2 protein-coding genes are annotated in these 14,862 nt (G+C 61.4%); both read left to right on the forward strand.

Features of this window, described 5'->3' with window-relative positions:
* Positions 1 to 25 precede the first annotated feature (25 nt).
* Entirely contained in the window at positions 26 to 14,245 is a 14,220-nt protein-coding gene (locus tag EVC45_RS14915; RefSeq protein WP_129958743.1) for a LysM peptidoglycan-binding domain-containing protein, read from the forward strand.
* Between the two features lies 1 nt (position 14,246).
* Entirely contained in the window at positions 14,247 to 14,675 is a 429-nt protein-coding gene (locus tag EVC45_RS14920) for a hypothetical protein (RefSeq protein ID WP_129958744.1), read from the forward strand.
* Positions 14,676 to 14,862: the final 187 nt, after the last annotated feature.

Raw genomic sequence — 14,862 nt, forward strand, 5'->3', positions numbered from 1 at the left:
TAACGAACAGATACACGAGGCTTGGATGGTAGCGATCGTCACGGGTAATGGATTGGGTTTGCAGTCGTCGTCGGCACTGGGGTTGGGAGCGCGAGGGGAGATTGGTAACGCGTCGGTCGGGCAGACCGGAGAGCAGGTCTATGTCAACGCCGCGAACGGCAACCTGGTGATCCAGGACCGCGATCAGTTGCTGCTCGGGCAAGGGGTGAACAGCGCCGTCTATCGCGCGTATAACAGCCTGGGGCAGTTTGCCGGCGACAACTGGCGGCCGGGCGGGTCGCGCACGGTCGATGGTCTCACGGGTGCGCTGAATACTGCTGGAAGCACCGTGACGCTCACCGATTGGGACGGTTCGACAACGGTGTACCAGTACAACGCGTCATTGAACGTGTACGTGTCCACGGCGGCGATTGGGATCAGCGTCGCGCCGAGCGATTTCCAGCCCGGATTTTCACAAACCACCAGCACAGGTGCTCACGCGACACTGTCGTTCGATACGGCCGGTAATAGCTGGCAGTGGAGCGACGGCAGCAACCGCTTGCACGAAACCTACGATGCGGCTCAGGGCGGCCGCATCGTGGCGACTCGCGACAGCGACGGCAATACGGTGAGCTATGTGTACAACGCCGCGGGACAGCTCGCGCAGGTGACGACGGCCGGCGGCGATGCCACCTACCTGGACTACAACGCGGCTGGACAGCTCGTGGCTCTGCGCTCCGTCTATCTCGGTACGGGCAATGGGCTCGTGACGTCGACCGCGATTCACTATGCGTACGACTCGCAGGGACGCCTGTCGCAGGTGCTGGTCGACCTCAGCCCGGAGGACAACAGCATCTCCGATCAGCGGGTGTTCACGACGACCTACACGTACGACGGCGCAAGCACCCGGATCGCTTCGATCAACCAGTCGGACGGTTCGCAGGTGGCGTTCACCTACCAGTTGGTCGATGGCGAATACCGCGTGGCGACGATCGCCGAGAAGGCCGATAACGGCGTCGTGCGACTGACGACGCTCAGCTATGACGCGACGAACAGGAAGACGACCATCACGGATCCGCTCGGGTACAAGCAGGTCCTTACCTTTGACGGCGCTGGGCGGCTGACGAACATCCAGTCGAGTTCGTCTGCGGACGGACAGTGGGAGAACAAGAGTTTTTCCTACGACGCCAATGGCAACCTGTCGATGCTCTCGGATGGCAAAGGCAAAACGATCTACTTTTACTATGACGCCGCGGGCAACCTGACCCGGCAATCGGAAAGCGCAGCCGAGATCTCGCGCACCTACGGACCGCGCAATGAACTGTTGACGGAAACGGTTTGGAACAAGAGCAGCAACTTTGACAACGGCTACGAGAATCAGTACCTGACCACACGCTATGTCTACGACACGGCCGGGCATCTGCTATACGTCGTAACGCCGGAAGGCCGTGTCACGGAGTTCCGGTACAACGCTACGGGTCAGCAGGTCAGCGAGATCCATTACACGGGGCTCGCGTTCGACGTCAGTGCAATGAGTCAGACCGACGCGTTGAGCGAAACGGCGCTGAACGCGTGGGTGGCCGGTCTCGCGAACCCGGGCGCGGCGATCCGTATCGACTCCACCTATGACTACCGGGGCAACGTCGCGACGCTCACCCGCTATGAGAGCCTGCTTTCCGACGGCACCGGCGACGTGGCAGGTGGACTCTGCCAGACCCGCTATGTCTACGATGCCGCGGGCCGTCTGCTGCAGCGTCTGGTCGGCAGTCCGGGCAGCGAGAAGGTCGAGTCGTTCGTGTACGACGGCCTCGGCCGTCTGCTCTCGTCGGTTCAGTTCGACGGCGTGACCACGCTGTATCAGTACGACGACGCGCACCATACGGTTTCAGTGACCTTCGGTAACGGGCTGACCCGAACGTCCACGTATAACGCGGCCGGGGAATTGGTCGTCGTGGTGGACTCGGCGCAGGGCAAGGTTCTGTCGCAGATCAGGAATTACTACGACTCCAACGGCCGCTTGCGCATGACAACCGACGCAAACGGCCTGAATACCCATTACCTGTACAACGGGCGCGGCCAATGTGTCGCGCTGATCGGCGCTGACGGGACTTTGACGGAGTACATCTACGACAAGACGTTTGCCAGGCCGGATCGCACAATCACCTACGCGACGAAGCTGTCGGCCACTCAGTTGGCCTCGCTGACGAATCCCGACGGCACGCCGGTGGAGAAGCTGGGTAGCTCCGTGCTAACGCTCGAGTCTTCACGCCTGCGACCCGCCGCAATGGTCAGCGACCGGGTGGTCGGGTTCTCCTATCTGAACAACTTTGTCGACCATGCCGTGGACGCGGATGGAGTCGTCACGCAGATTCAGTACGACGGATCTGGACGTCCTGTCACGAAGACGGTATTTGCGAACCGGGTCGACACCAGCACGATGCCGACACCGACGCTGCCCATCGCCGATCCGGCGAACGATCGCGTCACACGCTACTTCTACGATCGGGATGGCTTGCTGCGCGGTGAACTCGACCCGGAAGGCTACCTGACCGAGTACCGCTATAACGGCGCCGGGGAGCGCATCGAGACGATCCGCTATGCGTCGGCGACGGACGCGTCGTTGCGTAAAGGGGGGGCGTTCGCGCAATTGATCCCCGTCGGGAGTGCGGATGACATTCACCTGAACTACATCTACGACTCGCGCGGGCTGCTGAGTGCGGCAATCGATGCGGAAGGCTACGTGACGCGCTACCGGTACGACGCCTCGGGCAACGTGGTGGAGCGGATCGTCGGGCAGCGTATCGACCGGTCGCAACTCGATGCGCCACAGCAGGTCACCGTCAGTTTCCGCGCGGCTGCCCAGGCAGCCGCCGCGGTGGAAGTCTGGATCGATGGAGTGCTGGCCGGCAGGCTTACGGTAGCCGCGTCGACGGGTGCGGACTACACGGTGCTCGCGTTCAACGTGATACCGCTCGCAAACCATACTATCGAGTTCCGTTATCCAACGGCGAGGCCGGTGTCGATATCGGATGTGACGCTGGGAGATTCCGCCGAAACCCGCATTCCGGTCAGCCCAGGCAAGATCGCCGGCACGACACAGTTCGGGGTGAGCTATGTGTTCGATATGGCCGCTGCGCTGGACGCAGCGATGACCCCAGGAGTTCTCGAGCGCACCACCTACGATTACGATGCGATGAGCCGTCTGATCCGGCAAACGGCCTATTCGATCGACGGCGATACGACGACCCGTTACACCTACGACGGTCAGGGCAACGCGACAAGCCAATCCACCGGCGATCAGACTTCGACCTATCGCTACGACGCGCAGGGCCGTCTCACCGCGCAACTGAGTGGCGAAGGCAGCGCCGCGCTTGCTGCACTCGGCGCCGGCGCAACGCAGGCGCAGATCGATAACGTGTGGAAGACATGGGGCGTGAGCTATGCCTACGACGCCACTGGCAAACGCACGTCGATGGTGGATGCGAACGGCAACACAACGCACTACTACTACGACGCGGCTGGCCACCTCACGCATGTCGTCAACCCGATGGGTGAAGTCGTCGAGTACCAGTATGATGCGTTCGGCGACGTGACGCAGACGCTGGTCTATGCGACGCGGGTCGCCGCGGGCACTCTGGCCAGTCTCACGGGCGGCCTGCTGACCGATGCGCTCAGAAGCACGTTCACGGCGTTGGGCGATGACGGCAATACCACGCGCACTACTTTCAGCTATAGCCCGGCAGGACGACTCTTGCAGCGCACCGATGCTTTGGGTCTGAACACGCGGTACACGTACGACGCGTTCGGCGAGCAGACTGCAACTGTGCGCGAGATCGCGCCGAACGCCCAGGTGCGGGACACGACCGACTACGATCGGCTCGGCCGGGTAGTCCGGCAGACGACCGATGCAGGCGGGCTGAACCTGATCACGCAGGCGATCTACGACGCGTTTGGCCGTTTGGTCGAATCGGTCGACGCCAATGGGATTGTGCGTCGCCAGGATTACGATCGAAATGGCAATGTGGTGGTGCTGACAGACGGCACAGGCAGCCGGACCACGCTCACCTACGACGCGTTCGGCAACCTGCTCACGCGCACCGACGCCAATGGGAATACGACGATATGGTCGTACACGGAGTTCAACCGCTCCGTGACGATGACCACTGCGGAGGGCATCAAGACCACCAGGTCGTACGACGGCACCGGCCAGATCGTTGCGCTCACTGACGGCCTGGGCAATACGACGCGCTACTCGTACGATCACGACGGCAACCTGATCAGCGTGATCGATGCGACTGGCGCGACGACTACGTCGAGCTACGATCATGCAGGGCATCTGATTGACACCGTCGACGCACGCGGCGTTCACACCACGTACGCTTACGATGCGGCGGGCCGCGTGCTCACGCGTTCGCTCGATCCGTCGGGACTGAATCTCGTCACGCGCTATGAATACGATGCGAAAGGCCAGGCAACGCGCGTGACCGATGCTTCGGGCGTTGTGACGGAGACGCGCTATGACGTCGACGGCCACGCGGTGTCGGTGACGACCGACGTGGGCGGGTTGAACCTCGTCACGACATTCACGTACGATGGCCTCGGCAATATCCTGACCGTGACCGAAGGCGCGGGCAGCGCCAATCCGCGCGTCACGCAGAACGTGTACGACAACGCGGGGCGCCTGGCTAGCACGACCGTCGACCCGGCAAAGCTGAAACTCAAGACCAGCTATCTGTACGACGGCAACGGCAACGTCGTGTCGGTGACCGATCCGTCGGGGGCGGTCACGGGTTACGTGTATGACGCGGAAGGGCGGCAGATCTGGTCGATTGGACGCGTCGGTGAACTCGTCAGGAATGTCTACGATGCCGGCGGGCGTCTGGTATCGCGAACGGCATTTGCCGTCGCGCTGGGCGATCTGCCCGCTACCCTGTCCGACGAGTACATCGCGGGGCGTCTGCTACTTCAGTCTCAGCGCGACCAGACTACCCAGTACGTGTACGACGCAGATGGCCGGGTGCGCTTCGTCATCGACGCGCAGAACAACGTCACCGAGAACATCTACGACGCGGGCGGCAATGTGATCCGCGCGATCGGGTACGCAAGCCCAATCGCGCTCACCGGCGAGCTGAACGCCGACACCGTCGCGAGAGCGCTGGCCTCGCAACCCGCGCAGGCCCACGCGAGCGATCGCACGACGCGCATGGTCTACGACGCGGCCAACCGCCTGACGGCCAGTATCGATGCGCTCGGCTTCGTCACGTGCAACCGCTATGACGCGGGCGGCAATCTGGTCGAACGCACGCAATATTTGACGCCCTATCCGGGCGTCGACAATCCGGACGCGTCGACGCTGCAACTCTGGATTGCGTCGTCGGGTGTGGCGACGACGTCGAAAGATCGCGTGACCACATGGATTTACGATGCCGTCACGCGACCGGTCTACACGATCGACGCCGAAGGCTACGTTACCGAGAACCGCTACGACACCGCGGGTCATCTGGTTGCGACCATCCGTTACGCGGACGCATGCCCGACGGCGCGCGGCGCCGACCAGAAACAGGCTGCCGCGCTGCTGCCGCAAACCATCCGGACTACCGCCGCCGCGACGGCATACGACTACGACAGCGCGGGGCGTTTGACCAGCACGACGAATGCGGCAGGTATCGTCACGCGCTACGAACTGGACGCGCTGGGACGCGCGGTGAACACGAGCGTCGCCGATGGGCTGCCGGAACAGAGCGTCACGCATGTCGTGTTCGACGCGGCGGGACGAATGATCGAGCAGACGCGCGCGTACGGTACGTCAGTTGCTGCCACGTCACGCTACACCTACGACGGCATGGGTCGCGTAATCAGCGAGATCGATCCACGGGGGGTGGAGCTGTCCGAGCGGGACACCGTGTGGGCACTGGCAGAGCGCAAGGCGCGCGGCTATATCGATGCGAATGGCGACGCACTCAGCGCAGCAGCACTGAGCGCCAACCAGCGGAGTAATCTGCAGGCGGCGTATAGCACGCGGTACATCTATAACGCTCGCGGCGACCTGAAACAGAAGACGGATGCGCTCGGTTATTACGAAGGCTACTCGTACGACGCCTTCGGTAACAGGACCGGTTCGGAAGACAAGAACAGGAACATCACCCAGCTCTACTACGACGTACTGAACCGCGTGGTGCAGGTGGTCTCGCCGACGGCGAGCTTCGTACTGACCGAATACAACGCGTTCGGCGATGCGGTCAAGGTGACGCAGGACGCGAAGGCGGTCACCACCATGGAGTACGACGGGCTCGGCCGCCTGGTGAAGTCGACCGACGCCGAGGGGTACAGCGAATCGTACGCGTACGACGCGTTCGGTAGCCGGACTGGCTATACGAACAAGGTCGGCGGCCAGTTTGCGTACACGTATGATCGCCGCGGGTTGCTGATGTCGGAAACGTTGCCGGTGACGTCGGGCGGCAGGCCAGTTGTCAACGCGTTCGAATACGATGCGCGCGGCAATCGCATCACGACGATCGAGGCGCAGGGCCTGACGGAGCAGCGCATTACGCGCTACGTGTATGACCTGCTCGACCGGCAGACCACGATCACCGGTGTCGCGCGCTACACCGCGTATTCCCCCAAGGATACGACCGAGACGCTGACTTACGATGCGCGCGGAAACATCACGTCGCATACCGACGAGAATGGGAACGTCACGGCCTGGTACTACGACGCGGCCGACAGAAAGACGGCGCAGGTCAGTCCAACCGGCACACTCACGCTGTGGACGAGCGACGCGGTCGGCAACGTGCTCGTCACCCAGGTCTACGCGGATCCTGTCGTAGCGAGTGCGGGTACGCAACCGCCCGTGCCGGTCGATCTGACCCGTGTGCGCGAGACGCGCTACGTGTACGACGCGGACAACCGGCTCACGCAATCGCGTGTGCAGAACGTGGCGACCGGCTATTTCGATCCGAGTGCGGGCGACGATGCGCGGGGCGAATACTTCATCACGTCCGGCAGCGAACTGGTGATGACGTGGGAATACGACGGTTGCGGTTGGGTCACCGCGACCGTCGACCCGGCCGGTAATCGCACGACTTATTTCTATAACCGCAGCGGAAAGAAGACGCTCGAAATCGACGCGAAGGGATTTGGTATCGCGTACACGGTGAATGCGCAAGGCAACGTCACGCAGGAAACGCGTTTTGCACTGGCGTTCCCGGACCCGGTTTCGGCGGGCGCCTCCGTCAATGCCATCGTCAGCTCGTGGCCCCGCAGCGCCGACGATCGAATCACCAACTACACATGGGACAACAACGGACGGCTACTCAGCGAATCGCGCGTCGGCGTTGATTTCGCGAAGGTCGACACCAACGGCAGGCTCGTGCAGACGACGGGGGACGCCACGACGACCTATACCTACGATGGAGAGGGCCACCTGCTACGCAAGGTCGACGCGAATGGCAGCCAGTACGACTTCGCCTATGACCTGGTCGGCCGTCTGACGCAGGAGATGCTGCCGCAGTTCGCTGATTATCAGAACCGGCAGGTGCGCGTCACGACGCTTTACGAATACAACGGCCTGAACTCCGTGACGAAAGAGACCCGCAAGGGCGATGTCGACCAGGTGACGTCTTACTCGTATCAAGGAGGGCGACTGTCCTACAAGACCAACGCGTTAGGCGTATCGACCAACTTCCAGTATGACGCGGTGGGCAATGTCATCAACGTTTTTTATATGCGCGGCGATGCGGACGGATACCAGTGCCTCGACAAGACTGAGATCAGCTATGACGCGGAAAACCGCGAGATTTCACGCACCACCCGCTCGATCGATAAGGTGACCTACCAGACGGTGTCGGCAAGCGCGCTGCTTGAGCAGCGCTACAACGCATACGGCGAACTGACCGGGCGGCGCACGGGCGGCGGTGGACCGAATGGCGAGTGGCAGGAATACGCGGACTATGACAACGCTGGCCGGGTGGTGCGCACAAACTTCGATGACGGGGTCTCGCATCTGTTCATGTATGACCGCAATGGCAATGCGACGCTGAAGGTCGAGTCGATGGAGAGCGATCTGCGCGATCGCGTGATCGCGACCGGGGACGATCTGGAGGCGCTGTTGCAGAGCGTCGACATGATGCAGACGTACACGCGCTTTGACGGGCGCAATCAGGTGATCCAGATCCGGCAGCCGAAGACGTCCGGCGGGATACCGACCCTCAGCTTCAGGCCGGTCGATATTCCGATCGACGGCGGGGTGTTCGCCAATACGCAGTTGAGCATCTCGGGGTGGATCGTTCCGTCGGAGCTACCGGTCAGCAAGCCGTCGTTGCCGCTCGTCAACGGTGATGCTGGAATGCTGGATCCACAGGGAAACATCAGCGTCACGGGTTCGTGGTCGGTGAACCAATCCAATGGCAACGGTAATGTCAGTGTGAGCAGCCTGACTTTTTCGTTGCCTGATTTCACGCAGATATATGGTGCCTACAACGTCGAGGTGGTCGTAAGCTATACCGCCACCGGTAACGAGTGGTGGATCCGTGGTGGGCAAGACCAGGCTGCGTTCACGCGGCCATTCAGCAGGCCGTCGGGTACCGCTTCGTCAGGAGCAACGCCGGTTAATGCGACGCAGGTCAACGTGCCGATCAACTGGCCTTCGGGCCAGCTCTGGCTGAATGACTTTTTTGTCGGAGCGGGGGTGACCTTCGAATGGACCGCCGAGATCTACGTGACAGCGCTCAGCGGGGGGGCGGGTCCAGTGTTGGCGGGAACGGTGTCCCAACAGGCGCAACTCATCGACTTCAAGAGCAGTCCGAGTGGGCCTGACAGCTCCAACGGCCAGGTTTTGGTTGGAAGACCCGATGCGCTTGACGCCAGCGTTCCGCTGCAGGGCGCTTCTGGGCTGCTGAGTTTCGCGCGAAACTCGCTTCCGCAGGGTTCACAGGGCATGCTGTACTACCGCCCCGAGGGATCGACGGAGGCTTTTCGCCAACTCGGAAAGAGCCCGAACAGTGAGGAGCGTTCATACACTGTCGACATCAACGGTTTGCCCGACGGCAATTACGAGATGATTTTCTTAGCCGTCAGCGATGGTGGCTATGGGGATGTTGGGTCGCTACTTCGCCGCGACGGCTACACGGTCCATCTGTCGCGCGACCCCGCCGATAGTTCATGGATTCGGGAGAGCCCCATTCCGACTAGCGAACCAAGTTCGCGACCTGGCTTCACCGTCGATGCATGGGGCAGCTATATCTGGTCGGCACCGCAGGCACTGAACATCTACTCACTGAAAAGCACGGAGTTGAACCTGGCCGATCACGTCGTCGTCCATCTGCGCGATCCGAGCAATCCGGCCTTGGCGCTGGACTATCCGATCTGGCGCGATCCGGTCACCGGCGCGTTCCCGATCGACATGGCCGCGCTTGGTGCGGGGAAGTACGACATTTCGCTCGATCTGTTCGATGCGGCCGGAACACAGATCGATTCGCTGCGCGCCGCGGTCAATCTGCCAGGTAATGGCCAGTCGCCGTTGCTGTCGATGTTTGGCTCTCTGGCCGATCTGAAGTCCACGGTCGTCTTTCACACGATGCCCGCAGACACAGACCACGTGATTGTGTCGTGGGAAGACAACGGCGTGACGCAGTACCAGACGTTGTATCGCATGGGCAACACCTTCGCGTGGGATACGACGCAGTCGGGCGTGCTGCCAGACACCGACTACGCCATCAAGTTCACCGCATACGACACGGCGGGCCGGCCGCTCTCCATGGGCCAGGGCGACATCAGGATCGGCGTCAACACGGATTCGGACGCGATACTGACGGGCAGCGAACTGCCGTCGATCTTCCAGTTTTCACCAACGGACAGCAGCGGCGCGCCGCTCACGGACGCCGAGACGATCACGCTGTACTACCGCGAATCGACCAAGGGGGACGACGACTACGACCGGCCGTTCAAAACGGCGATCCTCACTCGCGACGCCGCGGGACGCTTCCTGTTCGACGCTGGTGACCTGCCGACAAAAGTCGAATACGAGTACCGCTACCTCGCAATGGATGCTGCGGGCAACGTGCTGATGGAGCGCCAGAGCTATTTCCTCACCGGCACGCGTAATAACCCGGTCACCAATGTCGACATCGTCGGTGTGATCGAGCAGCTCGCGAAGGACATGACGATCGACCGTTTGCAGCATTACAACGCATTCGGCGAAGTGTCGGAGGAGCGCGACGGGCGCGGCAACTGGACTTACTCGTCGTATAACACGATGGGTTTTCTCACGCTCCGACGCGAGCCGACTGTCATGGTCACGCTGGAGAACGGGGCGCAGATCGAAATGGCTCCGCTCACCACGTACTACTACGATCTGACGGGCAACCTCGTGGGCCTGAAGGATGCGAATGGTCATCTGAGCACGCAGCAGTGGAATTACGGTCTCGCGCAGCCGGCGGTGTCGAAGTCGTGGGATGCGATGGGGTATAGCAAGGGTTTCTCTTACGACGCCGTGGGCAATCTGCGCGTGTCGGTGGACGAGCTGAACCGGCGCACTGATTACACGTACGACAGGCTCAATCAACTGATAGAGATTGCCCGCCCTGTGCTGACGGGCGGGGTGAACGCTGGCCAACGCAGCATCGACCGCTACGAGTACGACAGTGCCGGCAACCGCATCGCGCATACGGACGCGCTGGGCAATCGTGAGCGCTCGTATTACGACAGCGAAGGCCGCATCATCAGGACGATCAGCGCTGCGGGTCGAACGGTTCAGTATGACTACCGCTGGGCGAGCACGATCAGCTCAATCGGATCGGTGATGAGCGGTGGCTGGGTGAAAACGACGATTGATGCGAATGGCCGCTCGATGGTCGACGAGATGGATCTGTTCGGCCGGGTGACCCGGCACACCGACCTTGGCGGACACGTGTTCGAGTACACGTACAACTGGGCCGGCCTGTTGACGAAACAGGAAGGCACGAGTGGTCAGCATGTTGAGTACACGTACTATTCGCACGGCCTGGTGCGCTCGATCATGGATTTTGGTACGCAGACGCAGTCGCTGTACGAGTATGACGGCGACGGCAATCGCACCGCGGAGTTTTTTACAAACTTCGGTGATTCGTATGTGTTTGCGCAGTCGCGGGTCGAGTATGACGCGGCCAATCGGGTGGTCGCGATTCGCGACAACAGCTACCAGGTGTATTACGAGTACGATGCGGTGGGCAATCGCCGCCGGATGCTGGCCTCGTACACGGACATGGTGGGCTACCACCAGACGGAGCAGGAGTACTGGTACGAATACGATGCGCTGAACCGTTTCACGGTGTCGATGGGGTCGCTTTCGGGGGCACGTGCGACCGACCCGAACGACGCCAGTGTGCACATCGTGGTGGGCGGGGATGGGGGCAACGACGTACAGCTTGGCTACAACGCGGCTGGCGAGCGGACGATGGCCGTCTACGCAAACGATGGTCATGCGGAGTACTACACGTACGACGCCAACGGCTTTCTGGAGACGCAGAGTGCCAACGGCGTGGTGCTCCAGCAACGCACCAACGATCTGCTGGGTCGGGTAACGGAGACGATCGAGCGGGCGCTGACGAGCGGGCAGGTTGTGACGGCCGTGACCCGTGACTGGGACGCCGACGGCCAGTTAATGTCGGAGCGCGACAATCTCAACGGGGCGACGACGACCTACACGCGCATGGCCGACGGCACGCTCGAGCAGGTCGCGACGCGTCCCGATAGCGGCAGTGGTACGGCGGTGACGTCGACCTATTCGTACGAATGGTGGGACAGCGCGAAGCAGAAGCAGATACTGGCGCAGGGCAGCAACCCGAACGCGCCGGGCTGGAAGCCCGCATCGAGCTACTTCAACTACGACGTCAACGGCAATCTGAAGGCAACTTACGACGATGGTGGAGGCGTGGCGAAGGATGCCCGCGCATTCACGTACTACACCGATCTGCGGGAGCAGGTGCAGCGTCGCGACGAACTGCTGGGCGTCACGGTGGCGGGCGATGGCACGATCCGTGGGGCGACGGGGGATCGCAAGCACAACTACTACTACCTGAACGGCAACCGTGTGGGCAACCAGGGCAACGACGGGGTCGAGACGATCGACTATGTGCAGGAGCTCGCGGGCAAGCTGGCGAAGGGCAGCGAGAGTCAGTACAAGGTGTTCACGCCAGTGAGCGGCGCGGACTTCGATGAGAACTTCATGGCGATCAACGGGCTGTATCCGGGCGTGAGTCCGGGCACGTGGACGGTGCGCGATGGGGACACGCTGCAGGCGATCGCATCGTCGCTGTGGGGGGACGCGACGCTGTGGTATCTGCTCGCGGACGCGAACGGACTGAAGAGCGACGACGTGCTGAAGGCCGGGCAGATGCTGACAGTCCCGAACAAGGTCACGAACGTGCACAACACGGCGACGACCTTTAAACCGTATGACCCGGGCAAGGCGATTGGCAATACGCAGCCAACCTTGCCGGATCCACCGCCTCCGCCGGGGAAGGACGGGTGTGGTGGCATCGCGCAGATTCTCACGGTGATCGTCGCGGTTGCTGTATCGGTTGTGTCGATGGGGGCAGGAAGCATCGTCGGCGCAATGCTTATTGGTGCTGCAGGGGCCGCTGCGACGCAGGGCATCATGATTGCCGCAGGCGAGCAGCAGGGTTTCGACTGGAAGGGGGTGGCGATAGGGGCATTCTCGGCAGGCTTTGCGGCGGGCATCGGCGGAGCAATCCCTGCCAATGGCTTCTGGTCGGCGGCGGCCCAAGGCGCTGCGCGTTCGGTCGCTACACAGGGTATGAGCATCGCCGTGAATGCCCAGCACGGATTTGACTGGACGGGGGTTGCGGCATCAGCGATGGCATCGGGGGTTGGCTTCCAGGCCGGACAGTTGATCAATGCGGGCGGGAGCAGTCTGAAATTCAACATGGGCTCGGACTCGGGCAGGTTTGCAACCGGCCTAGGCGCCGGGATTGCTGCGGGCGTGACGAGTACAATGGTGCGTGGCGGTAGTCTAGGGAGGAATGTTGGGGCGATCTCGATGGATGCGGTGGCCAGCACCATTGGCAATATGGTGGTGGATCGTGCGGCGAATGCATCGACCAGTACGAGCGCACTGTACGGCGTGGGTGGAGACGTCAACGCGATGGTGCAGGGCACGTATCCGGTTGATGCAGGCAGGCAGTTCGCGTGGCTTGCAAATGGCCAACTGAACTCTGGCAGCAACTTCGACGCGACGGCGTCGAGCCTTGGGCTAACGACACAAGTGGCGCACGGCCTGATTCAGGCCGACAATGGTCGATCGATCGTGGGCTCGCCGTTCTCGCCACAGGTGGAAGGCCGCGCTGTGCCGTATCCGCAGATATCGGTGTCGTCGCTGCCGGGAGGGACGGCCGGAACCATTCGCAATCTGAATGGGTTCGAATCGTTCATGGCGTTTAATCCAGTGGGGCAGGCGCTAGGCGGTGCGGCTGACCGCGTGAGCGCGATGGCCAGTGGTCTCTGGAACGTCGTGACGCATCCGCTGGATACAGCGGATGCGATTGGCGCACACTACGGGAATGCCTATGCGGCCGGCACGCTTGGCGATACGGCTCTGGGTGATGTAGGAGGCGTGCTCACTGGCATGGTGAAGTCTTCACCGGTGGGCCTGCTCGATGCGATGTACCACCAGGATCAGGCGGGCGCGCCCTACCGCATAGGTGGCGCGGCGGTGGATGCGACGCTGTTCGCGGGGCCATCGCTGGCGGGGCCGGCCGTGGAGGCCGGAGCGGTGATGTTTGGGCCGAAGCTCGTCGAGATGACGGAAGGCTATCTCGCGCGAAACGGGTTATTGTTGAACGCTGTTGAACGGGGCAGCAATGGTGCAATACCCGTCTCTGCGCTGGAGGTGGGGACATACGGTGAGCTTGCTCCTCGAAGTATCCGAGATGGGCTTAGCCCAGATCACATTCCCTCGTTTGCTGCGATACGGACTAGTGTAGAAGCAGATCTGGGGCGCCCGCTTACTCCAGCGGAGGCGACACAACTCAGAAATGGCACAAACACATTAGTAATCGATACCGACATTCATCAGCAGGTATCGCGCACATATGGTGGGCGTAATTCGCCCTCTCAAATTGCAACGGATGCTGCTGATTTAGGCGCTGCAGCACGTCGTGACCAAGTGACGTTACAGAAGCAACTGCTTGATAGAGGTTATACGCAACGGCAGATTGACGAGGCGTTCATTAAACTGGATCAGGCAAACAAGGCTAAAGGACTGTACTGACATGGGAAATATTGAAGCATTATTGGGAATGCGGTACGACGATCTTCCTTCCTCGCCTATCTTCGCGGAGGTCACTGTGCCGCCGCGTGAAGTGGTTATAGACCAGAGCTATGTAAGTTGCCCGGAGCTAGGACTCTCTCTAGTCCTACCTGATAACGAGATGGTTGGCGCTGTCCATTTGCATGCGGATAAACATGAAGGCTTTGCTGGTTTCGCCAGCCCTTTGCCGAGAGGGTTGGGGTTTCATATGAGCCGATCTGAAGTTCGCGCGACCCTTGGTGTTCCAGAAAAGTCGGGGGAGGAAAAAGAGGTTCTGCTGCTGGGTAAGAAGCCCGCATGGGATAGTTTTATTGTTGGCGAAGTCCGGTTGCATGTCGAATATTTGCTGGGTATCAATGGGATTCAATTGATAACGTTGACCAAACGGTAATAGAAAGCCAAGGGCCGCGAGAGCGGCCCTTGGTTATTCAAGCTGAGGATCTGGTTCAGTCGGTGCTGAGCCTGCTGCGCTGCCTGATCTCCTTCGGTGTCATTTGCCTGGAGCTAATCTCGGATCTGGTGTACGGCGGCAGGCGGGGGATACGAGGAAGGCGGTGGCGGTTGGCTGAGAATGTTGC

It is taken from the genome of Paraburkholderia sp. UYCP14C (assembly GCF_004197395.1).
In the GTDB taxonomy this organism is placed as follows: domain Bacteria; phylum Pseudomonadota; class Gammaproteobacteria; order Burkholderiales; family Burkholderiaceae; genus Paraburkholderia.

Coding starts and splice junctions, on each gene's coding strand:
- EVC45_RS14915 (WP_129958743.1), top strand. CDS start 26: ATGGTAGCGATCGTCACGGGTAATGGATTGGGTTTGCAGTCGTCGTCG.
- EVC45_RS14920 (WP_129958744.1), top strand. CDS start 14,247: ATGGGAAATATTGAAGCATTATTGGGAATGCGGTACGACGATCTTCCT.